Here is a 22,963-nt window from a genome sequence, read left to right on the forward strand (position 1 = left end):
CTCGTAAGGGACACGTCGTCCGGTGGGACGTGCTTCCCTCCCGTCGATAACATGGGGCGGGTGGGAAGGCGCTGATGCTTACAAGACTAGAGGTCGACGGATTCAAGAATCTCCTGCAGTTCGAGGTGGATCTTGGTCCTTTCACATGTATCGCGGGCGTCAACGGCACCGGAAAGTCGAATATCTTCGACGCCATTCAATTCATCAGCCTTCTGGCGGACAAGTCTCTGATCGAAGCCGCCCAGGAGGTTCGCGGTGTTCACGGTGAACGCCTGGGTGATCCTCGCGACCTATTCTGGAACGGATATTCCGGTGCCCATCACACGATGCGGTTCGCGGTGGAGATGATCGTCCCGGGCGAGATCGAAGATGATTTCGGCCGTCCTGCCACGCCTACGACCACCTTTCTGCGCTACGAGCTGGAGATCGGCTACATTCCCCCAGGGGGAATCGAGAAGATCGGCCGCCTGAGCCTTCTGACGGAGAACCTGCAGCACATCAGGCTGGGGGACGCACCGGACAAGCTCCGCTTCAGGCACAGCGCCGGTCACTTTCGTAAGGCGGTGCTTCACGGGCGCAGGGCGGGCACCGCCTTCATCTCGACGACGAAGGACGCCGACGGTCAGCCGATCATCAGCATCCACCAGGACGGTGTGAACAGGTGGAAGTCGATTCCCGCCGCCGCGTCCCGGGCCCCGGCGACGGTCGTGAGCACGGTCACGAGCAGCGAAGACCCCACCATTCTGGCCGCCAGGAGGGAGATGCAGTCCTGGCGGCGGCTGGCCCTCGAACCCTCCGCGCTCCGGACGGCCGACCGCTACGTCGACCGGCGTCAGATGGATCCGACGGGGCGGCATCTCGCGGCGGCGCTTTTCCGTATCGCCTACGAGGACGGTGACCCGGAGCGGGTCTACGCGAGGGTCGCCGGTCGGCTGGCCGACCTGTCGGGTGTCGACGTCAGAGGTCTTCGGGTCGACCAGGACGACGTGCGGGAACTGCTCACGGTACAGCTCGTCGAGTCGGGCGGGCTCGCCCTGCCCGCGAGGAGCCTGTCCGAGGGAACCCTCCGCTTTCTGGCTCTCTGCGTTCTCCTGGAGGACCCGTCGGTCGAAGGTCTTCTGTGCATGGAAGAGCCAGAGAACGGCATACATCCGGCTAATCTCAATGCGATGGTCCATCTGGTGGAAGATCTGGCGGTTGACGCCGAAGAGGCGCCGGGGCCGGACAATCCATTCCGACAGGTGATTGTGAACACCCATTCGCCCGCGGTCGTCCAGTTGGTCGATCCCCAGGATCTTCTTTTCGCCGAGGCGGATATCCGGCAGGCGCCGGACGGCACGATGACGCGCGCGCTCCAACTGCGCCCTCTCGCGGGTTCCTGGCGGGACAACGAGAATTCGACAGGCAGGGCCGTTACCAAGGCGGATATACTGCCTTACCTTACGGCCCCGCCCGGAGCTCAACTCACCCTGGGGATCGCGTGATTCTGCGTGTCTTGTTTCTTGGCGAAGGAAGCAGTGACGGCGGTATCACAACTCATATCAGGCGTATAGCGACCGAATACGGTTTCAGGGTCGTCGTCACCGATCCCCTCACGGAGAGATTCCCCCAGTCGCGCCAGAGGACGGTCAGGTCGAAACTGGAGACGATCAAGGAGATCGGCGGCGTCTACGAGTTGGTGATCGTCCACCGTGACGCCGACGGCGACGGCAGGGAGCGTCGTCTGCATGAGATCAGACAGGCCGTCGAGGCGGTCATGCCGGACACTCCCTTCATGGGAGCCATCCCGATTCGCATGACCGAGGCGTGGCTCATGCTGGACGAGCGCAACATCCGGCAGGTCGCGGGAAACCCGAACGGCAGGATGGACCTGGGGCTCCCGAAGCCGGCGTCCGTGGAGAGGATTCCGGACCCCAAGGCCATGCTCGTCGAGAAGCTCGCTCTGGCCTCGGGGCTGTCCGGCCGGAGGCTGGACAAGTTCAAGAAGCGTTTTCCCGAGCATCGCCGTCAGTTGCTGGACCGCATCGACCCGTTGGGTCCCATCTGTGAGGTCTCCTCGTGGAGAAGCTTCAACGAGGACCTTCTGGCCGGTCTGAGCCAGGCGGCCGGTCTGAGTTCGGGCTGATTCCCCGCCCGGTCAGACGCCGAGTTCGTCGCAGAGGTCGGCGTAGCGGTCCAGGTGGTCGGGGTTGCTTCGGTAGGTGCCGAGGCCGATCGTGTCGAACTCGTCCATCGGGGGTGACGCCTGGACGCCGAGCAGGGCGAGGGCGTCGTTGATCGAGGCCTGGCCGGTCGTCAGCCGTCGCTCACCGGCGAACGCGACGGCCCACTGGTCGCCGAAGCCGGCGAAGTACTCGGTCTGGATGATCGCGAACCGTGGCTCCTCGGCGCCGGTCACCTCGCGGACGAGGTCGCACGGCACCGTCTCGCCGGGGAAGGTGGCGGGGAGGCCCTCGGGCAGGTCGAGTCGTGTGTCACGGTCCCGGGTCGCGGCCCAGTAGGCCGAGAAGTAGTGGTCGATCGGGAGGACGCTGACGCCGTCGCGCACGAGTTAGGCGCGCAGCCCCACCGAACGGGCTCGGTCGGCGTCGATCCGCCCGGCCACGACGAGAGCGCAGATATGGTGTCCCACGCCCGAATCCTACTGTCCGGTTACATGCCCTTTCGGGGGGTAACCGGTGTTGAACGGCAATGTTGGACGTTCCGAAATGGCCCGCTGAGCTGCGGATATAGGGCGGGAAAAGCCTAATGTCATGAGATCGATATCACGTTGACATTGCCCTGAAATATCAGCTCCATCACTGTGCGCTGCCCGAACTTGTTCCGGAGTGCCGTTTACCCGGAATGTGGCGGCAACGGATGTAATCGCTGCTCGGGGAGGCGGTGCCATGCCGAGGCCTACGGCACTGGTCGTGCGCCGCGCGCTCAGTGAACCACTGCTGTTGTTCGCGGCTTTCGGGGCGATCCTGCTCGCCACGACCACACTGGTCGGGCTGAGCGTCTACGCCACCTCGGTGGTCGACGCGGGTGTCCGCCGTACGCTGGAGACCGTTCCCATCGAGGTCTCCGGCGCCATGGTCAACGCGCCGGTGCACGAGGGCACCTTCGAGGCGACGGACAAGGCCCTGCGCGCGCAGGTCGCCGAGACCTACGCGGGCCTGCCCGTCGTGGTGACGGTGCACGGTCAGTCGGACTCCTACGCCATGCCCGGCCAGGAGCGCAGGTCCAAGCCGGAGCTGCTGAGGTTCGGCACCCAGCAGGGTCTCGCCGAGCACGCCCGGCTCGTCAAGGGCGCCTGGCCGAAGACCGGGACCGAGGTCGTCGAGGCCGCGATCACCGGCGTCGTCGCGCGGGACACCGGAATGGCCGTCGGGGACTCCTTCACGGTCGAGGGACGACTCGACAAGTCGAAGGTCCGCGTCAGGATCGTCGGTGTCTTCGAACTGAAGGACTCCCACTCGGGCCGCTGGACGGGGCAGCCGTTGCTCACCCGGGGCATCGAGGTCGGCGGCTACGTCACCCACGGACCGCTCATGGTGTCCGAGGGGGTGTTCCTCGACCGGTTCGCCGCGGGCACCTCGGTCTCCTGGCTGGCCGTTCCCGACCTGCGCTCCCTGCCGAGGGAGGGGCTGCGTCCCCTGGCCGCCGAGGTCGGCGCCATGCAGGGGGTGCTCAAGCGAAGGCCGGGCTGTGAGGGCTGCACACTCGCCACCCGCCTGCCGGAGCGGCTGAACCAGCTCGCGACCGCGACCCTGGTCGCCCGCTCGACCATGCTCGTGCCGGTGCTGCAGCTGCTGTTGCTGGCCGCCTACGCGCTGACGCTGACGGCCCGGCTGCTGGCCGACCACCGGCGCACGGAGACCGCGCTGCTGCGCTCCCGGGGCGGCGGTGCCGTACGGCTGGCGCTGCTCGCGGCGGGGGAGGCGCTGCTGGTCGCGCTGCCGTGCGCCGCGCTCGCCCCGCCGCTGGCCCTGCCGCTGCTCAGGGCGGTCAACGCCATCCCCTGGGCGGGGGCGTCGGGCACGTCGGTCGCAGTCGACGTCGGGCCGTCCGGTTACCTCGCCGCCTACGTGGTCTCGGTCGCGGTGGCGCTCGGCTGCGCCGTACTGATGACGCTGCCCGCGCTCAGCGGCTCCCGCCGCACCTATGTGGCCGAGCAGACGGCGCGTGGGCGCGGCCAGCGGTACGGCCCGCTCCAAAGGGCGGGCGCGGACGTGGTACTGCTCGTCGTCGCGGCGCTCGCGGTGTGGCAGCTGCAGCACTACGGAGCCCCGGTCACCGCGACCGCCGGGGGCGAACTGGGCATCGACCCGCTGATCGTGGCCGGTCCCGCCGTCGCCCTGCTCTGCGGTGGCGTGATCGGGCTGCGCGTCGTGCCGCCCGTCTCCAAAATCGCGGAACGGCTCGCCGCCCGCCGCGTCGACCTGGCGCCCGCGCTCGGCGCCTGGCAGGTCAGCCGCCGTCCGGGACGCTACTCGGGGCCCGCGCTGCTGCTGACCATGGCCGTCGCGATCGGTGTGGTCAGCATGGCGACCACCGCCACCTGGCGCGGCTCCCAGGAGGACCAGGCCAGGCACCAGGCCGGGGCCGACCTGCGGGTGGCCGCGCCGCCGGAGAACGCCGAACTGGGACCGCTCGGCAGGGCGGCGGCCTACACGTCGCTGCCCGGCGTGACCTCGCTCAGCCCGGTCTACCAGAGCGGCGGCGAACTGGCGGGTGAGGAGACGACCCTGCTGGCCGTCGACGGGAGCGAGCTGCCCGGCATGCTCAAGCTCCGTCCCGACCTGTCGAAGGAGACGATCGGCACGCTCGCCCGCGGGCTCACCGCGGCCCGCCCGAAGCTGCCCGGCCTGGCGGTCCCCGGACGCCCCGACCGGCTGCTCGTGCGGACCCGCCTCACCGTCCAGGACCCCGCGAAGACCGAGGACTACGCCAACACGGGGCTGATGCTGACGCTCGCCGACGGCGCGGGCACGAGGTATCCCGTCCGCTTCTTCCCCGGCCTCGGGGAGCGGGAGACGGCACTCGACCTGACGCCGCTGCGCGGGCGGAGCGGGCGGCTGACCTACCCGCTGACCGTCGCCGCGATCGTCGTCGACGTGCCGCTGCCGATCGAGGGGGCCGGTTTCGAGGCGGCCGTGCTCGGCGTCAGGACGGGAGACGGCGCCCAGATCACCGTGCCGGAGGGGACGCGGCTGGTCCACGGGCTTTCGGCCACGACCGCCAAGGAGCGTGGCTTCGAGACCGGGGAGGGGCTGTTCACCGCCTCGTTCGAGGCCCCGCCGCGCCGCGAACCGTTCGACGCGCTCGCCCCGCAGCGGGTCACGGTCACCCCCGTGGCGAAGGAGGTGCGGGAGGAGACGGTGTTCTTCAGCGAGGGAACCCCGCAGGGCGACCATCTCGGCCCGCTGCCGATCGTCCTCACCGCCGACCTGGCCGCCAAACTCCGCCTGACCACGGGCGCGACGGCCAAGGTCACCTTCGACCGGCACACCACCGTGATCAAGGTCGCCGGGATCGTGGAGGGGGTGCCGGGGACGACGTCCGGTGTGCCCGCCGTACTGCTGGACTGGCAGACGATGCAGGCGTGGGACATGCTCGGCCATCGCAACCCGCGCATGCCGACCGAGTGGTGGCTGAGCACGGACGGGGCCGAGACCACCGGGGCGGCCGCCGAACTCAGCCGCCACCCCGGCTGGGAGACGACCGTGGTCGACCTGTCCTCGCTGGCCGACGGCCTCAGGGACGACCCGCTCGCCGGCGGGCTCAGGGGGGCGCTGACGCTCGGCTTCCTGGCCGCGCTCTCCTTCGCCGTCCTCGGCTTCGTCGTCAACGCCGCCGTCGCGGCCAGGGAGCGAACGTCCGAGTTCGCCATCCTGGGCGCCCTCGGCGTCGGCTTCCGGCAGGTGTTCACGATGCTCGCGGTCGAACAGGCCTTCCTGATCGGCCTGTCCCTGGCGGCCGGGACCGGGGTCGCCGTGGTCGTCGCGTCGCTGGTCGTGCCGTACATCGTGCTGACGGGCCAGGCCACGGCCGTGACCCCGAGGGTGCTGCTGGACATCCCGTGGCCGGCCACGCTGGGGCTGCTGGTCACGGTCGCCGTGCTGCTGTTCGCGATCGTCGCCGTGCTGGCCCGTGCGCTGCGGCGCCGGGGCATGGGCGGCGCCCTGCGGATCGGGGAGGACCGATGAACCCCTGGACACAGGTACGGGTCAACCGGGGCGTCGCCGCCGTGCTCGGCCTGCTGGTGCTCAGCGCCTGCCTGCTGGTCGCCGCCGTGCCCAAGGTCACCCAGACCGCCTACGACGAGGCACTGCGTGACGCCATGGCCAAGAGCGAGCCGAAGCGTACGGACCTGACGGTGGTCAGCAGGCGCAACGGTCCCCCGCAGGAGCCGCTCACCCCGGCCGTGCTGCTGGACGCGGACCGGAGGTTCAGGGCGGAACTGCCCTCCGCACTCCGCCGGGCCGTGGCGGCGCAGGGCGCCGGGAGCAGCCACCACATGGTGCGCAAGAGCGAGAACCCCGTGTTCGCCGTGGACGGCGAGGTGCGCTCCTACCAGTACCTGAACCTGGGCTGGGTCTCCGGCACCGAGCGGTATGTCCGCTATGTTGAGGGCCGTCCGCCGGGAGAGCCGAAGAAGCTGGACGACGGACCGCTGTTCGAGGTGGCGCTGGCGAAGCAGGCCTCCGAGGAGATGCGGATGCCCGTCGGCTCGACGGTGCAGCTCGGCGGTCTGCAGAAGCTGTCGGCCACGGTCACCGGACTGTTCGAGCCGATCGAGCCGGACAGCGGCTACTGGCGGCACAACGAGGCCTTCCGCCGGGTCATGAAGATCCGTAAGCCCGGGGCCGACACCGACGACTGGTACGCCACCGGGCTGGTCGCCGGAACCGCCCTGCCCGAGCTGGGCGCGATGTACCCCAACGTCACCTACCAGTGGGTGATCGGCGTCAACGGCCCCGCGGTCACGACCCTGCGGGCACCCGAACTCGCCGAGGCGGTGCGCACCTTCCGGGGGGCCGTCCCGGTCGTGCTCGACGGCACCTCGCCCGGCTCCCTCGACACCGGGCTCGACTTCCTGCTCGACGAGCACCTGAGCCGGATGCGCGTGGCGGAGTCGCTGCTGCTGTTCGTCATCGGGGGCCTGCTCACCGTGTCGCTCGGTGTGATCGCGCTGGTCGTACGGCTGCTGGCCGAACGCATGCGCCACAGCCTGGTCCTCATCCGGGCCAGGGGAGCCTCCCTGCCCGGGATCGCCGCGACGACCGCCGCGACGGTCGCGGCGGTCGCGGTGCCCGCCGGGGTGGTGGGCTACGCCCTGTCCTACGCGCTGCCCGGCCCGCTCACCCTCTTCGTGCACCTCGGCCCGCTCGTCGTCGTGGCCGTCACCGCGCTGCTGGCCGCCGGGCAGGCCCTGGACCACCGGTGGCCGCGCGCCGACCGGCGTGACGACGTCGCGACCTCCCGCCCCTCGCCCCGGCGGATCACCGCCGAGGCCGCGGTCGTCGTGCTCGCCCTCGCCGGGACCTACCTGCTGCGTCAGCGCGGACTCACCACCCAGACGGGCGAACGGGGCTCCGACCCCTTCCTGATCCTGGTGCCCGCCGGGCTGACCGTGGCCGTCGCGCTGGTCGTGCTGCGCTGCTACCCCTACCCGCTGCGCCTGGCCGTACGGCTGGCCGCCAGGCTGCGGCCCGCGGTGCCGTTCCTCGGCCTGACCCTCGCGGCCAGGGCCAGGCCCGCCGCCACGCTGTCGGTGCTGATCCTGCTGCCCGCGCTGGCGGTCGCGGTGTTCGGCACCGTGATCTCCGGCGGGCTGGCCACGACGCAGCAGGCCTCGGGGTGGCAGCAGGTCGGCGCCCGCGCCCGGCTGGACAGCGCCCTGCCCCTCACCCCGGAGGCGGTCGAGCGGATCAGGCAGGTCCCCGGGGTCGGGAACGTCGTCCCCGCGACGCGGAGCACCGCCATGGTCAGACCCGACATGCAGCAGGTCATCGTGCTCGGCGTCGACACGCGCGCCTACCGGGCTCTGCTGTCCGGCAGCCCTCTGGTCCTGCCGGACGCGCCGGTGCTGGTCTCGCCCGACCTCGCAGGCCGGGGGCCGATCGAACTGGTCGCCAAGACCTCGCGCGCGCTGACCCCCGGCGGTGTCGTCACCGGTCTGTCCCGCGTGTACGGCGGCGGCCCCCTGGTCGTGGCCCCGCCGGACGGCTCCCCGGTCAACACGGTGTTCATCGACGGCGCCGGCATGGACGCCAAACAGCTGAGGGCCGCGGCCGGCATGCCGGACGTGCAGGTGACGAGCCTCGACGACGTCCTCGCCGACATCGAGGGGGCGCCGTTCACCGCGACGATCGAACGGGCCTTCACCGTCGTCACGATCGCCCTGGTCTGCTACGCGCTGGCCGCGGTGCTCGTCGCCCTGGTGACCGGCGGCGCCGACCGCACCGGCACCCTGTCCCACCTGCGGGCCCTGGGACTGTCGACGGCCCAGGCCCGCCGCCTGACCGTGCTTGAGATCGCCCCGATGATCGTGCTGACCGCGCTGGCCGGGATGCTGCTCGGTCTCGCGCTGCCCGCCGTACTGGGGCCCGGGATCGACCTGCGGGCCTACACCGGGGGTCTCGCGGTCGAGGTCTATCCCGCCGACCTGACCACACCGGTCCTGTTGACCGCGGGCCTGGCGGCGGCGGCCGTCCTCGGGGCCTTCGTGTACGCGACGCTCGGGCGCGCGGTCGCCCCGCGCCTGAGAGAGGGAGAGTGACGGTGAGCGGACTGGCGGACACCTCGCTGGCGGAGCTTGAGGCCGAGGCCGTACGGCACGGCCCCGCCTTCGGGGAGGGCGCGCACATCCTGTGCGACAACCTGGTGCGCATCTACAAGACCGAGGGCGTCGAGGTGGTCGCCCTGCAGGGTCTCGACCTGCTGATCGAGAAGGGTGAGCTGGTCGCGATCGTCGGAGCCTCGGGTTCGGGCAAGTCCACGCTGCTCAACGTGCTGTCCGGGCTCGACGTGCCGACCGCCGGGGTGGCCAGGGTCGCCGGGGTCGACCTGCTGGCGATGACGGCGCGCGACCGGCTGAGGTACCGGCGCCAGGTGGTCGGCTTCATCTGGCAGCAGACCGCACGCAACCTCCTGCCCTACCTGAGCGCCGCGGAGAACGTCGAACTGCCGACGCGCCTGGCGGGCAGACGGCGGCGCGACCGGGCCACGGAACTGCTCGACCTGCTGGGCGTCGGGTACTGCGCCAAACGCAGACCGGCGGAGATGTCCGGCGGCGAACAGCAGCGGGTGGCCATCGCGGTCGCCCTGGCCAACGCCCCGCAGGTCATCCTGGCCGACGAGCCGACCGGAGAGCTGGACAGCGAGAGCTCGGAGGCGGTGTTCGCCGCGCTGCGCGGGGCCAACCGCGAACTCGGCGTCACCACGGTGATCGTCACCCACGACGCCATGGTCTCCGGGCAGGTGGACCGGACCGTCGGCATCAGGGACGGGCGGACCAGCAGCGAGACGCTCCGCCGCGCCTCCTCGGACGGGCTGGTCGTGGCGGAGGAGTACGCCGTGCTCGACCGCGTCGGCCGCCTGCAGCTGCCCAGGGACTTCACGAGCGAGCTGAACATGGAACGCCGCGTCCGCCTGCGGCTGGAGAGCGACCACATCGGCGTCCGGCCTGAGGAGGTCGCCGACGGTCCGGGCAGGAAGGTCGGCGAGATGGAGGACGAGGATGGGGACTGAGGAGTCGCTGGTCGCCGTCGAGGGGCTGCGCAGGGTCTACCGGAGTGGCCCCAAGGAGGTCGTCGCCCTGCGCGAGGTGTCCTTCGAGGCGGCCCCCGGGGAGCTGGTCGCGGTCAGGGGGCGTTCCGGGTCGGGCAAGACGACCCTGCTCAACCTGGTCGGCGGTCTGGACCGGCCGGACGCGGGCCGGGTGACGGTCGCCGGGCACGAGGTGACCGCGCTGCCCGAGGAGGGGCTGCTGGCCCTGCGCAGGGACGTGGTCGGCTTCGTCTTCCAGTCGTTCGGGCTGATCCCGGTGCTGTCGGCGGCCGAGAACGTCGGGGTGCCGATGCGGCTCAGCCGTACACCGACGGCCGCGCGTGAGGACCGGGTGCGGGTGCTGCTCTCCCTCGTCGGGCTGGCCGAGCACGCCGACCAGCGGCCCTACGAGCTGTCCGGAGGCCAGCGGCAGCGGGTGGCCGTCGCGCGGGCGCTGGCCAACCGTCCCCGGCTGCTGATCGCCGACGAGCCGACCGGCCAGCTCGACTCGCAGACCGGCCGCCAGATCATGCGGCTGATCCGCGCCCTGGTCCGCAGCGAGGGCGTCACGGCGCTGGTCGCCACGCACGACCCCGCCCTGATCACGCTGGCCGACCGGGTCCTCGAACTCCGTGACGGGGTGCTGGCTCCGGCCTGAGCCGGGGACGGGTCACAGCCAGTACCACTCGATCCTGGCCTTCGCCCGCCGGTCGGCGAGGAAGGCGGTGAAGGCGGCCCTGCCCGCCGCGGCCAGCGTCGGCCCGTCGGGGCGCGCGGGGTCGCGGCGCCGTACGGCTCCGAACAGGAATCCGTCCCGGTGGGGCACCGGACCGATGGCCTCGCCCTCACCCAGCTCGCGCAGCGGGGCGGGCAGTTCGGACGCCGACCGGTCGGCCACGTGGACGGTGAGGTCCCCGACCGGCCGGGCGACCGCTTCCCCGAGCGCGGCGAAGGGGTCGTCGCGCCCGGCCAGCTCCGTCAGCCGCTCCTCGGAGCCGGTCGCCCACACCGCCGAGACCCGGTCGAACTCCGCGGCGTGCTCCGCGAAGTAGGCCTCGGCCGACTCGGCCTCCCTACGGGCACGGAAACCGCGCATCTTGGCCAGCGAGTGCAGGTGGTTGTCGTAGGCGCCGGGTGTCAGGCCGACCTCTTCGAGCCAGCGCAGCATGTCGGCGCGGCTGTGCAGGCCGCGATGCCTGCGGAAGTCGTCGGAGGCCCGCTGGAGCTCCTCCTGGGAGGGGGCCGGCTCCTGCCAGCTCTCCAGGATGAGGAGGCAGTAGTCGATGAGGTCGTCGTGCACGGTCCGGTCGCGGTCGGCGAGCGCCTTCAGTGTGAACAGGGCGGTCTGTACGGAGAGCTGCTGGCCGTCCACGGACAGCACGTTGCTCGCGGCCCAGTGCGTGGAGTGCTCGGCCGTCCACGGGACGCCGTCCTCGGCGGGGGCGGTGATGGCGACGCAGCCGCCGTCGGGGTGGTCGAGGACCAGGTCGTAGTCGACGATCGGGGTGCCGGGCCGTACGTCGACCACGAGCTGGGCCAGGCTCTCGGGGTGGGCCGCGCGCCACGCGGAGACCCTCTCCCGGGCGTCCGGTACGGCCTCACGCCTGCGCGGCAGCTCGCGCAGCAGCTCGACGGCCCCGGCGAGCGTCTCGGGGAACCCGCTCACGCCGGGACCTCCTGCCGGGTCGGCCCGTCCGCCCCGACGGCGGGTTCTCCGGCGGCGAGCCAGTCGGCGATCGCCCTGGAGATGGGCAGGTCGGTGAACTCCTCGATCCATCCCCACTGTCCGTTGGGGTTGAGTTCCAGATACACGTACTCGCCTTCCGGGGTGAGGATCACATCGATGCAGCCGAAGGCCAGGTCCAGGGAACGGACCAGTTCGACGCAGCGCCGTTCCATGTCCTTGGGCAGGTCGTGGACGGCGTACTTGGAGAAGTGGCCTTCGTAGTGCCGGTAGTCGTGGCGGGTCGCCTTCGAGCCCTGGGAGTGGATCTCGGCGGTGAAGACCTGGTCGCCCACGACGGTGATCCGCAGCTCCACGGCCTTGTCCACGTAGGGCTGCAGGATCACGGGGGCGTGGGCCAGGCGGTGCCTGCCGGTGAGATGCCGCCGGGAGACCGGGGTCGTGTAGAAGTTGTGGCCCATGCCGTCGATTCCGAACTCCACGAACTCGACCTCCTTGGCGATCATCCGGCCCTCCGTCTCCTCCCAGACCTCGATGAGTCCTTCGGGGCTGTTGGTGACGGTCGTCTCCGGGACGGTGAAACCGAGTTCGGCGGCGGCGGCGAGGTTGAGCAGCTTGTTCTGGGTGCGGAGCACGTCGGCGGTGCGGGCGGGGAACCAGCGCGCGTCCAGGGTGTCCTCCCACCCGTTGAGGTGGAAGCGCGCGATCTTCCGGACGTAGTCGCGGTGCGTCTCGTCCGTCACGACGTCCGCCGCCCTGGGCCGGGAGGGCCTGCGGTTCCAGACGGCGCTGAAGAGGGAGAAGTCGTACTCGGTGCCGTTCGTCACCAGGGTGTGCCGCCACCGCCCGCCGGTCAGGCGCGAGGTGATCCGGCTCTCGGTGGGATAGTCGCCCGGATCCCACCAGAGCGTTTCGATTCCTCGCTCGGTGAGTTCGGGCAGGACCAGGTTGACCGCGAGGTCTTCTTTTCTGCTGATTACCAGGATCACGGGTTTCTCCGCGGGAAGGCGGATGGTGCCCGTGCACCCGTACGGGCACCATCCATTTACTTTCAGGAAATGTCGGGCAGCGGGTCGCCCTGGGTGCCGTTGCCCAGCGAAGAGGCGTACCTCGGGGTCGGGGGCGTCATCGGCGGCCGACCGCCGACCACGGCGCCCAGTACCTCGTCAGAGACCTCGGCGGAGCCGTCCAGGTCATCGATGCGAACAGTCATTCCACACCTCCATCGGTTTCTCGCTTCAACGAGACCGATCCTTCACCCGGCCCCTTGGAGAGGACTTGGAGGAAACTTGGATCTTGCCTGGAAGGAAATCCGGATATCGGCCGGGAATTATGAGAGCCGCTCACGATCCTCGCCGCCGACGCCCGAGAGAGCAGTCGACATATGAGGAGAAAATTGGCGAAAGAGTGCAGAAATCCGGAAAAGTCCGGAAAGGGGCTCAGGGCATGTGGACGACGCGCAGGAAGGCGGGCAGCAGCCAGGGTCGGGGCCCGCCGATCGTCACCCGGCCGCTGAGCAGGGCCCGCAGCTTGCCGATGCGGCCGAACATCATCAGGTTGAAGACCGCCGGGTCGAAGGTCACCCGCACGTCCGGCCTGCGCCCCGGCTCCCCGAGCGTCACCCGCCCGTCGCGCAGGACCATCGTCACGGTGGTGATGTACGGCGAGCGGAACTCGACCGCGATCGGGCGTTCGGAGCGGGGCTGGCCGGTCTCCAGCAGTCGTCCGGAACCGTGGCGGACGACCCCGGCCATGAACAGCTCGACGAAGAAGGCCGCGTCCGAGGAGGCGATCCGCCACGTCATGCCGAGGGCGCGTCCCATGTCGTGGCCGTGCAGCAGCAGTTCGTTGAGCAGGTGGGCGATGATCCCGGCGACCGGGACGCGGGAGCCGCCGAGCCAGGAGACCGGCAGCGTCGGGTCGAAGTCCTCGGTCGAGGCGAGCAGGTCGTCGATGTGGGTGTTCAGCAGTTCGGCGAGCCTGCGCGGGTCGCGTTCGGTGAAGTCGCGCAGCGTCAGCTCGTTGAAGTCGTCGATGTCGTCGACGGTGATGTCGTCCAGCCACCCGTCCAGGACGGGGAACGGGTTGGGCACCTCCGCGGGCCGTACCAGGGAGGTGTAGAGCCAGGCGACGACGGTCAGGTGGGCGGCGGTCTCGGAGACCGACCAGCCGGGGGTCACCTCCGCGCGGGCGTCGGGCGCCGAGACGACCATCTCGGTGAACCGGTCGCCGACCCGCCTGAGGGAGGAACGTACGGACTTCCACTGGTCATGGGTGATGGGCGCGGCCACGTCTGCCTCCATGTTTTCGCGTGGGGGTTCGTGAAAGGCGTTTCGCGGGCCGGAATGGCGTTTCCCGGGAGGGAAGCCGATCCGCCTCCACGAGACGGGAGCGGCCGAAAACTCCATCACCGTAACATCCGAACATACGAACCTAATGGCCGATGACGTGGTTTCTCCACCAGGAAGCAGCCCGATGGGGGATATTTCGCGATCAGGTATGGCCTGACCTTGAGAAACGCCCGGGGAACGCGTTGTGGGCCGAGTCGGTCCCCTTTCCCCGGGCGGGCTCGGTCGGGTACCGGCCGGCGGCCAGGGCTCGGATCTCCTTTCTTCGGCCGCCGTTGTGAGGCCGTGTTCTCGGCGTGAGGGGCGGATGGGGCATCGGAGGCCTGAGGGGTGCTCCGGTGCGGGTCCAGGGCGGGGCGCCGGACGGGCATCAGGGTCGGCCAAAAACATACTTTCGTGACCTATGTCCATGTTTCGGATGCTTAGGGATGTCGTAGTCGCCGGTGGATTGCCATCTTTGCCCAGGTAACACGACAGACCTATTCCAAACGGGCACTGTCAACATATTCTCCGAAATAGAGCAATTTGGAAGATGCGCAACCCGAATCCGGCGATGATGTTCGCTCCGCGAATTGGTCGTGTTGAATCCGTGTTTTCGGTCGCGCACACCGGGAGATCGGAGGGTTTTTCGATTGATGGTGGCGTTTTTTCGGGCCGCCGTATTCGCCTGACCCTGTTCACCGCACTCCATGCTGGAGGTTTGTGCATTGGTATCCCATCACCATCTGGGCACGTCGTTCGGCGCTCCGGCGTCGGACTGGCTGAACGTCATCACTCCGGTTGAGGGACGGCCAGGGCGGTACGGCGCCACGTTGTGTGTGGACCAGAACCACCCCTTCTTCTTCGACCACCCGCTCGACCACGTCCCGGGCATGTTGCTGGTGACCGGACTGCTCGACCTGCTGCGCGACCACGCGGTCCTGTCACGGGACCACCGGGTGCGCCTGTCGTTCGAGTTCACCTCGATGTGCGAACTCGGTCCCGGGATCGACCTGTCCGCCGAACTCTCGGACGAGCGGGGGGAGTGGACCGTACTGGCCCTGCAGGAGGACCGGCCGGTGTGCGCGGGCACGGTCGCCCTCACGGAGGAGCCGAGGCCGGAGTCCCCCGAGGAACAGGGCCCCGCGGTGTCTCCGGCGCCGATCGAGGGAGGGCTCGCGCACCGCGCCGACCCGAGGAACGTGCTGATCGGCGAGCCCACGATCTCCCACGACGGTGAGCGCGAGGAGTACGTGGTGCCGCTCGTCCCCCCGCCCGTCGGGCACTTCCTGTTCAGGCACGGCAACGAGCACTACGGCCTTGAGGAGATGATCGAGGCGGGGCGGCAGTTCGCGACCGCCGCCAGTCACCTGGCGCACGAACGGCCCCGCGACGCGGTGATGCTCTGGCTCAGACTGGCCGCGGACCTGCCCGCCGCGCCCCCACGCGCCGAACGGCTCACACTGCGCTGGCCGACCCAGCCGCCCCGGGGCAACCGGGGCACCTTCGACCTCACCGTGAGCCGTGGGACGGCGACCGGCCAGGGCGTGCCGATCGGCTCGCTGTCCTACGGCTCCAGAGCCCTCAGCCCCGCCTCCTACCAGAGGATTCGCCAGAACGGAGAACAGGAGTGAGCGGCACCCCCTCACCGGTCACACCCAGGGCGTGGACCGGCTACATCATCCCCGTGCTGTTCCTGCTCGCCGTGACCGCCAACGTCGCGGGACTGGTCGTGCACCTCGGCCGGGCGGGTGAGCCGCCGCACCTGGCCGCCGCCGTCTTCGCCGTGGCCAACCTGGTCTGGGTCGCCCTGGAGACGCCCGTCACGTTCCGCAGGCCGTCCGCCCCGCCCCGCGAGGTCGCCACCCTCCTGTTCTACGGAGGCGCCAGGGTCGCCGTGATCGCCGCGGCGCTCCTGGGGCCGTTCCCCTGGCAGCGGCTGAGCCCGCTGGCCGTACTGCCCGCCCTGATGTTCGTCTCCGGAGTGGCGCTGCGGCAGATCGCGATGCGCACGCTCGGGCAGTTCTACTCGCACCACGTGATCCGCCGCGACGACCACGTGATCGTCCGCACCGGGCCGTACCGGGTGGTCCGTCACCCCGCCTACGCGGGCATGCTGCTCGGGCACACCGGGCTGGTGCTGTTCTTCCTCAACCCGTTCAGCGTGGCGCTGCTGGTCGTCCTGGCCCTGGCCATCGCCAGGCGCATCCACGTCGAGGAGCGGGAGCTGCTGGCCATCCCCGCCTACCGCGACTACGCCACCGGCCACCCCCGCGTCGTCCCCGGAGTGTGGTGAACGTGAACCCCCGACCCGACCTCACCTGCGACGAACTGCTCACCACGACCAGAGCCGTACGGCGCGGCCTCGACGAGAGCAGGCCGGTCGACCTGGAGCTGGTCAAGGAGTGCCTGCGCCTGGCCCTGCAGGCCCCCAACGGCTCCAACAAGCAGAACTGGCGCTGGATCGTGCTGACCGACTCCGGCCTGCGGGCCGGGATCGCCGACGTCTACCGCCGCGCCTTCCTCGAACGGATGGCGCCCCTGTTCGCCCGGCTCGACGAACTCGACCCGCGCACGCGACGCATGGCGACCGACGGCCGGGACCTGGCCGAACGGCTCCACCGCATCCCGGTGCTCGTCATCCCCTGCCTCGAACTCGCCGACGGGCACCTGCCGGAGGGCAACCAGGCCGGGCTGTGGGCCTCCCTGCTGCCGGCCATGTGGAGTTACGCGCTGGCCGCGCGCAGCCGGGGCCTGGCCACGACCTGGACCAGCGTCCACCTGGACCGGGAGAAGGAGGCGGCCGAACTACTCGGCCTGCCGCCGAACGTGCGCCAGGGCGGCCTGCTGCCGACCGCCCACAGCCTCAGGACCGACTTCGGGCCCGGCCCCCGTCTTCCCCTTGAGGAGGTCCTGCACATCGACGGCTGGAACGGCCCTCTCAGAGACGGCCCTCTCAGAGACGGACCCCAGGACGGCTCTCGCGAGGACGGCCCAGGGAAGGAGCCGAACCCGTGACCCCCGTCCCGGAGCCGCCCGTGCTGCGGGTGGACCTCCACGACGTGACGCGGGTCGGCAACAAGTTCGCCAGGCTGGAGTCGATGCGGCTGGCCGGTCTGCCCGTGCCGCCGCTGTACTGCCTGCCCGCCGAGGCGTTCGACCTGGTCGTGGGGAAGGTCCGTGACGGCCTGCCCGCCGTGCCGCCGCTCGGTGACGCCGGGGCGGTGAAGGCCTGGGGCGAGGCCGCCACGGCGGAGGTGGCCCGGCTGGCCGTCCCCGGCGAGCTGGCCGATGCGGCGCTGGCCGCCTTCGACGAGGTGATCGGCCCCGACGGGCTGGCGGCCGTACGGGCGTGCGTGGTGCCCGCGGCCGGTCTGACCGGTGAGGACGACGCCGCCGACCCGTTCGCCGGGATGAGCGACAGCTTCCTGTACGTACCGCGCCGTGACCTGCTCACCAGGATCGTGGACTGCTGGGCCTCGGCCTACAAGCCGGAGGCCGTGCTGTACCGGCTGCGCGCGGGCGCCGACCCGACGGCGACGCGGGTCGCCGTCGGCGTGCAGCTGATGGTGCCGGGAACCCGCTCCTTCGTCGCCTTCAGCCGTGACCCGCGTGACGGCTCCGCCCGGCACGTGATCGCCGCGGCCCTCGGGATCGGCGAGGGCGTGGTGCAGGAGAAGGCCGACGTTGACCACTTCTTCGTCAGCCACGCCACCGGCGAGGTGACCGAGCGGACGGTCCGCAAGAACCGGATGGTCGGCCCGCCGGACGGTTCCGGGGAGCTCGCCCTGCTGGCCGTACCGGACGAGCTGGCCGGCAAGCCGGTGCTCGACCGGGAGCGGATCTCCCGGATCGTGGAGGCCCTCACCAGGATCGAACGGCACTTCGGCTGTCCACAGGATGTGGAGGGCACCTTCACCGAGGACGGGCGGCTGTACGTGGTGCAGGCCAGGCCCATGGCGGAGCCCCCCGAGGAGAGACCGCGGACCCGGCAGGTGCTGTGGAGCAACCACAACATCACCGAGAGCTACCCCGGGGTCTCCGGGGCGCTGACCTACTCCCTCGCCCGCGACTTCTACCGGTGGATCTTCACCGACCTGTACCGGCGGATGGGCGTGTCCGAACGTTCGCTGCGCCGCGACAGGCACCACCTGGAGCGGATGGTCGGCATGGTGGACGGGCGGGTCTTCTACCGCCTCGACGCCTGGTACGCCCTGCACGGCAGGCTGCCGGTCTTCGAGTTCGTCAGGGGGTGGTGGGAGCACTCGATGGGGCTGGCCGACGACCCCCGCTCGGTCCCGCCCCGCCCCGGCTGGCCGCTGCGGGCCCTGCGGATCGCCCCCGGCTACCTCCGCAGGGCGCTGCGCCACCCCCGTGACGTGCGCGAGTTCCTGACCTGGTGGGACGGGACCGCAGCCACGGCCCACGAGCGGATCGACCACGCCGAACCCGCGGAACTGGTCGCCTTCTACCGGCGGCTGTGGGCGCAGGTCGCGGTGCGCTGGGGGGTCACGCTGACCAACAGCGTCTTCAGCATGACGGTCGCGGGCACCCTCGACCGGCTGCTGCGCCGCTGGGCCGGGCAGGACGGCCGTGCCCTGATGCTCGGCCTGCTGTCCGGCGGGCCGGACAACCGCTCGCTGGCCGCACTGCGTTCCGCGATCGCGTTGGCCGAACTGGTCGGCGCCAACGGGCCCGCCCGCGAGCGGGTCCTCGCCGCCGAACGGCCCGAGGACGCCAGACGGGCGTGGGAGGAACTGGTCGAGGGCCGGTACGGCTCCGCGATCGCCGGGGCGGCCGTCGCGCACCTGCGCCGCTACGGCGACCGCGCGGCCGGTGACCTCAAGCTTGAGGAGCCGACCCCCAGGCAGCGGCCGTGGATGGTGCTCGACATGGTCCGCCCCTTCGTCAGGCAGGGTCTCACGGTCGCCGCGAGCCGGGCCGAGGAGCTGCGGGTCCGCCGGGAGGCGGAGCGGGAGCTGCGCGAACGCTGCCCGGGTCTGCTGCGCCGTACGGCGTTGCGGCTGCTGGCCGCCGCGATGCGCGGGCTGGTCAAGGCGCGGGAGGACACCAGGTTCTGCCGCACCGAGCTGTACGGCCTGTCCCGGGGAGTGCTGTTCCGGCTGGGGGCCGAACTGGCGAAGGCGGGTCACCTCGACCGGGCGGACGACGTGATCGACCTGACCGTGCAGGAGGTCCTCGGTGCCTTCGAGGGCACGCTGCCCGGCGCCGACCTGCGTCCGCTGGCCGCGCACCGCAGGAAGGAGCGGGAGTTCAACGAGGCCCTGCCCGCCCCGCCCTCACGCCTGCTCACCGGCGAGGGCCTCGCCAGGGACGTGGGGGCACGGCGGACGGAGCCCCGGGAACAGGAGGGAGACCCCCGGCTGCTGCGCGGCCTGGCGTCGAGCGCCGGAGTCGTGCGCGCCCGCGCCAAGGTCGTGCCGCACCCCTCGATCCCCCCTGAGGCCTGCCAGGACAGAATCCTCATCGCCAGGGAGACCGACCCCGGGTGGCTGTTCCTGATGAGCGCCGCCAGGGGACTGGTCGTCGAACGCGGCACGCTGCTGTCCCACACCGCCATCACCGGCAGGCTGCTCGGGGTGCCGACCGTCGTCGCGGTCGCGGGCGCGACGACCCGCATCCCCGACGGAGCCCTGATCGAGCTGGACGGAGCCGCGGGGACCGTACGCGTCCTGGACGAGGCCCCCGAGGAGGGCGAGGGATGATCGGCCGTCTCGGCAGATACGTGCTGGGCAGCTACCCGCCCGCCTTCTACCTTCCCTACGGGGTGAGCTGGGCCGTCGGCGTCACGGCGCTGTTCGCGCTGGTCGACCCGCGTCTCACCGGCTGGCGTCCCGACGTCGGCGTCGTGGTCGCGGCGCTGACCTTCGCGATCGACCTGCTGCTGATGCGGGCCCTGGACGACATCAGGGACCTCGACTACGACCGCGAGCACAACCCCGGACGGCCGCTGCCGAGCGGCGCCGTCCGGGTGGGTGACCTGGCGGTCCTCATCGCGGTCGGTGTCGTGGTCGTGCTCGCGCTCAACGCGGGCCGGGGGATCGCCCTGGTCGCGCTGGCCGTGCAGCTGGGGTACGCACTGCTGGTGCTGGCGGCCGACCGGCTGCTCGGGTGGCCGCACGGCGACGACGTGGTGACCGGCCTGCTGGTCAGCTTCCCGGTGCAGATCCTGATCAACCTCTACCTCTACGCCGGGGTGCTGCACCAGACGGGCCTCGGGCCGGGGTGGCACGTGGTGCCCGCGCTGCTGACCGCGGCGACTGCGTACCTGCACCTGGAGTTCGCCCGCAAGGTCACCCGTGATCTACGGCCGGGCGAGCGCAGCTACGTCACGGTGTGGGGTGCGGAGCGGACGGCGGTGATCTCGACGGTCAGCGCCGTGGTGTCCGTCGCGGTCGCGCTGGCGTTCGTCCGGCCGTGGGAGTCGTCGCCGTGGGGCTGGCTGGTCGTGCTCCCGCTGGGCTTCGTCGTCTCCGGCGCCGACGCGTTCTGGCGGCGGCGGGCCGTACGGTGGCCGGTGCTGCCGCCCGCCCTGTTCCTGCTGTCCAGCTTCGTCCTCTACCTGGTCGTGGCCCTGCTCGGAAAGGACACCGGATGACCCCCCGCCGCTTCCCCTCCCCCAGGGAGTACGAGGACCTGGTTGTGGCCCTATTCGGAGAGGACGCCGGATGACCACCCGCCGCTTCCCCTTCCCCGAGGGGCCGGACGCCCGGCCGCCGAAGGAGTACGAGGAACTGCTCAGCCAGCCGGGCCTGCCCGAGGTGACGCTGTCGAACGGCAGGCAGGCGCTGCTGGTCTCCCGGCACGCCGAGGTCAGGGCGGTGCTGTCCGACGACCGGTTCAGCCGGGCCGCCTTCTCCGGGCGGCCGATGTTCGCCCGCACCCCCGAGTCGCTGGCGCTGGCCACCAGTGACCCGCCGGTGCACACCCGCAGGCGGCGGGCCGTACTGCACGCCTTCACCGCGCGCCGGGCCAGGCAGCAGACGCCCTGGCTGCGCGAGGTCGCCGGGGAACTGCTCGACGACCTGGAGAAGGGCGAACGGCCGGTCGACCTGGTCGACGGGTTCACCGTGCCGCTCGCGCTGCGCGTCATCACCGAGATGCTCGGCGTCCCCTGGGCGGACCGGACCATGCTGCGCCCGCTGGTGGACAGGATGATGTCCGCGGGCCGGTTCGCCCCCGAGGAGGTGGCCGAGGCGCACGCCGAGTCGCGGCGCTACTTCACCGCCCTGGTCGCGGCCAGGGGAGAGGAGATCGCGGCCGGACGGCCCGGGCCCGACCTGCTGACCGAACTGCTGACCGCGCCGGAGGAGGAACGGCTCAGCGTCGAGGAGATCGTGGTCTTCGGCGCCGGGCTGCTGATGGCGGGCTACGAGACGACCGGCAACCAGCTGGCCATGTGCGTGCTCACGGTGCTCCAGGACCCGGCCCTGGCCGCCCGCCTGCGCGCCGAACCGGACGCGCTCGCCCCCGCCGTCGAGGAGATGCTGCGCTGGAACGCGCTCGGTTCGACCGGCGGAGCGCCGCACGTCGCCACCGAGGACGTACGGCTCGGCGAGACCCTGGTGCGCGCGGGCCAGGTGGTGGTGCCGCTGATCGACGCCGCCAACCGGGACCCCGGGATGTTCACCGAACCGGGGCGGTTCGACCCGGCCCGCGAGGTCAACCCGCACCTGGCCTTCGGGCACGGCAGGCACTTCTGCCCCGGCGCCCACCTGGCCAGGGCCGAGATCCACGTCGGCCTCGGGGCGCTGCTCGGCCGGTTCCCCGGGCTGGCGCTGGCCGTACCGGCCGAGGAACTGGTGTGGCGCCGCGGCATGTTCATCCGGGGACTGCGGGAGCTTCCGGTCCGCTGGTGAACCCTCCCCGCCCGGTCACGGCCGGGCGGGGAACCGTTCCTCTTGTGAGGCGTCGCCGGCCCGCCAGGGCCGAGCTGGAGGAACCACACCAGGGCGATGAGGGACCTGCGCCTCGCCCAGGGACGCTATGGAGTCCTGCGTGGCGGCGGCTGGATGAACATGCGTCGGCAGGTGCGTACCACCGAGCGCATCGCCTGCCATCCGACCTACAGCACCTGGGCGACCGGGTTTAGCTGCGCGGCCAACGCGTGTGCTAAGCCGTCCGATTTTCCAGGTCAGGCGGTATGAGCGCCCTTAGGCTGCCGGGCATGAACACACTCGTCACCGGCGGTGCCGGATTCATCGGCTCCCACATCGTCGATGCCCTTCTCCAACGGGGCGACACCGTCCACGTGATCGACGACCTCTCCAACGGCAGGACAAGCCGCCTGCCCAAGGGCCCCATGCTCTGGGAGATCGACGTCACCGACGCCGCCTCGGTCGCCGCCGTGGTCGCCGAGACGCAGCCGCAGGTCATCTATCACCTGGCCGCGCAGATCGACGTCCGGACGTCGGTCACCGACCCGGCGCACGACGCGGCCGTCAACATCGGCGGCACCATCAATCTGCTACAGGCCGCCCGTCAGGTGGACGCCAAACTCGTGTTCGCCTCCACCGGCGGCGCCCTGTACGGGACGGAGGCGCCCATCCCCTCCGACGAGCAGGTCCAGCCCGCGCCCGAAGCCCCGTACGGCACGGCGAAGTACTGCGCCGAGCAGTATCTCGGCCTGTTCAACCGGCTGTACGGCACCCGCCACACCGCGCTGCGGCTGGGCAACGTCTACGGGCCCCGCCAGGACCCCGCAGGCGAAGCCGGTGTGGTGGCGATCTTCTCCGGCTGTGCCCATACCGGCCGACGACCCACGATCTTCGGTGACGGCGCGCAGACCCGCGACTACGTGTACGTCGGCGACGTCGCCGCCGCGTTCCTCGCCGCAGGCGACACCCGGGTGGGTGGGGTGTGGAACATCGGCACCGGCCAGGAGACCAGCGTCGTGGAGCTGATCAAGCACATCGGCCAGGCCGCCGGCCGCGACATCGAACCGGTCTTCGCCGCCGCCCGGCCCGGTGAGCTTCAGCGCAGCGCCCTGAACGCCGTCGCCGCCGAACACGACCTGGGATGGACGGCCACCACTCCCATCGAGCAGGGAATCGCCCGCGCGTACGCATGGGTGCGCGACGGCCAGCCCGACCGGGCGCTCTCCTAGGGAACGCTTCCACAGCGTGTCCCCCGTCATCACTGTGTGAGCGCTCCCCGACACGTGCAAGGCCTCGGT

Annotated in this window: 18 protein-coding genes; 13 read left to right on the forward strand and 5 right to left on the reverse strand. The window is 71.0% G+C overall.

The window, feature by feature from the left end; genetic code table 11:
• Positions 1–74: 74 nt before the first annotated feature.
• Positions 75–1,484 carry an AAA family ATPase gene (locus ACIBVQ_RS34400; protein WP_386189540.1) on the forward strand — a complete coding sequence of 470 codons (1,410 nt, stop codon included), beginning with the start codon at positions 75–77 and terminating at the stop codon, positions 1,482–1,484.
• Positions 1,481–2,125, forward strand: a complete 645-nt coding sequence (locus ACIBVQ_RS34405; protein WP_399182675.1) for a hypothetical protein — start codon at positions 1,481–1,483, stop codon at positions 2,123–2,125. The genes ACIBVQ_RS34400 and ACIBVQ_RS34405 overlap by 4 nt, the downstream gene beginning before the upstream one ends.
• Positions 2,126–2,137: 12 nt before the next feature.
• Here the strand turns inward: ACIBVQ_RS34405 and ACIBVQ_RS34410 are convergent, their stop codons facing one another.
• Entirely contained in the window at positions 2,138–2,548 is a 411-nt protein-coding gene (locus tag ACIBVQ_RS34410; RefSeq protein WP_399182677.1) for a hypothetical protein, read from the reverse strand.
• Positions 2,549–2,888: 340 nt separating this feature from the next.
• Between ACIBVQ_RS34410 and ACIBVQ_RS34415 the strand changes: the two genes are divergently transcribed.
• Genes ACIBVQ_RS34415 through ACIBVQ_RS34430 form a run of 4 tightly spaced genes read left to right on the forward strand, consistent with a single transcriptional unit; the run spans position 2,889 to position 10,414 of the window.
• Positions 2,889–6,191, forward strand: coding sequence for an ABC transporter permease (locus ACIBVQ_RS34415; RefSeq protein WP_399182679.1), 3,303 nt, complete (start codon positions 2,889–2,891; stop codon positions 6,189–6,191).
• Entirely contained in the window at positions 6,188–8,767 is a 2,580-nt protein-coding gene (locus tag ACIBVQ_RS34420; RefSeq protein WP_399182681.1) for a hypothetical protein, read from the forward strand. The genes ACIBVQ_RS34415 and ACIBVQ_RS34420 overlap by 4 nt, the downstream gene beginning before the upstream one ends.
• Positions 8,768–8,769: 2 nt before the next feature.
• The gene (locus ACIBVQ_RS34425) at positions 8,770–9,738 is read left to right on the forward strand and encodes an ABC transporter ATP-binding protein (RefSeq protein ID WP_399182683.1); all 969 of its coding nucleotides are present in this window, start codon (positions 8,770–8,772) and stop codon (positions 9,736–9,738) included.
• Positions 9,728–10,414, forward strand: a complete 687-nt coding sequence (locus ACIBVQ_RS34430) for an ABC transporter ATP-binding protein (protein WP_352015817.1) — start codon at positions 9,728–9,730, stop codon at positions 10,412–10,414. Before ACIBVQ_RS34425 ends, ACIBVQ_RS34430 begins: the two co-directional genes overlap by 11 nt.
• 12 nt (positions 10,415–10,426) lie before the next feature.
• Here the strand turns inward: ACIBVQ_RS34430 and ACIBVQ_RS34435 are convergent, their stop codons facing one another.
• The 4 genes from ACIBVQ_RS34435 to ACIBVQ_RS34450 form a co-directional block, all read right to left on the reverse strand.
• A complete protein-coding gene (locus tag ACIBVQ_RS34435) occupies positions 10,427–11,422 on the reverse strand; it encodes a TIGR04500 family putative peptide maturation system protein (protein ID WP_386189535.1) in 996 nt (331 codons plus the stop codon).
• Positions 11,419–12,429 (reverse strand): MvdC/MvdD family ATP grasp protein, encoded by a 1,011-nt coding sequence (locus tag ACIBVQ_RS34440; RefSeq protein WP_399182685.1) that lies wholly within the window; start codon positions 12,427–12,429, stop codon positions 11,419–11,421. The genes ACIBVQ_RS34435 and ACIBVQ_RS34440 overlap by 4 nt, the downstream gene beginning before the upstream one ends.
• 62 nt (positions 12,430–12,491) lie before the next feature.
• Positions 12,492–12,653 (reverse strand): hypothetical protein, encoded by a 162-nt coding sequence (locus tag ACIBVQ_RS34445; RefSeq protein WP_362911318.1) that lies wholly within the window; start codon positions 12,651–12,653, stop codon positions 12,492–12,494.
• A 226-nt stretch (positions 12,654–12,879) separates the two neighbouring features.
• Positions 12,880–13,731, reverse strand: a complete 852-nt coding sequence (locus ACIBVQ_RS34450) for a maleylpyruvate isomerase N-terminal domain-containing protein (RefSeq protein ID WP_399182687.1) — start codon at positions 13,729–13,731, stop codon at positions 12,880–12,882.
• A gap of 764 nt (positions 13,732–14,495) precedes the next feature.
• Here ACIBVQ_RS34450 and ACIBVQ_RS34455 point away from each other — a divergent pair.
• The 7 genes from ACIBVQ_RS34455 (at position 14,496) to ACIBVQ_RS34485 (ending at position 22,894) form a co-directional block, all read left to right on the forward strand.
• Positions 14,496–15,401, forward strand: a complete 906-nt coding sequence (locus tag ACIBVQ_RS34455; RefSeq protein ID WP_399182689.1) for an AfsA-related hotdog domain-containing protein — start codon at positions 14,496–14,498, stop codon at positions 15,399–15,401.
• A complete protein-coding gene (locus tag ACIBVQ_RS34460) occupies positions 15,398–16,063 on the forward strand; it encodes an isoprenylcysteine carboxylmethyltransferase family protein (protein WP_352015823.1) in 666 nt (221 codons plus the stop codon). The genes ACIBVQ_RS34455 and ACIBVQ_RS34460 overlap by 4 nt, the downstream gene beginning before the upstream one ends.
• Positions 16,064–16,065: 2 nt before the next feature.
• A complete protein-coding gene (locus ACIBVQ_RS34465; protein WP_399182691.1) occupies positions 16,066–16,785 on the forward strand; it encodes a nitroreductase family protein in 720 nt (239 codons plus the stop codon).
• Entirely contained in the window at positions 16,782–19,493 is a 2,712-nt protein-coding gene (locus tag ACIBVQ_RS34470; protein ID WP_399182693.1) for a PEP/pyruvate-binding domain-containing protein, read from the forward strand. The genes ACIBVQ_RS34465 and ACIBVQ_RS34470 overlap by 4 nt, the downstream gene beginning before the upstream one ends.
• A complete protein-coding gene (locus ACIBVQ_RS34475) occupies positions 19,490–20,386 on the forward strand; it encodes a UbiA family prenyltransferase (protein ID WP_399182695.1) in 897 nt (298 codons plus the stop codon). Before ACIBVQ_RS34470 ends, ACIBVQ_RS34475 begins: the two co-directional genes overlap by 4 nt.
• 70 nt (positions 20,387–20,456) lie before the next feature.
• Positions 20,457–21,647: a cytochrome P450 gene (locus ACIBVQ_RS34480; RefSeq protein WP_399182697.1), complete on the forward strand. Its 1,191-nt coding sequence runs from the start codon at positions 20,457–20,459 to the stop codon at positions 21,645–21,647.
• Positions 21,648–21,955: 308 nt separating this feature from the next.
• Positions 21,956–22,894 (forward strand): NAD-dependent epimerase/dehydratase family protein, encoded by a 939-nt coding sequence (locus ACIBVQ_RS34485; protein WP_399182699.1) that lies wholly within the window; start codon positions 21,956–21,958, stop codon positions 22,892–22,894.
• Positions 22,895–22,963 lie beyond the last annotated feature (69 nt).

The organism is Streptosporangium sp. NPDC049376, from assembly GCF_044466505.1.
Taxonomy (GTDB): domain Bacteria; phylum Actinomycetota; class Actinomycetes; order Streptosporangiales; family Streptosporangiaceae; genus Streptosporangium.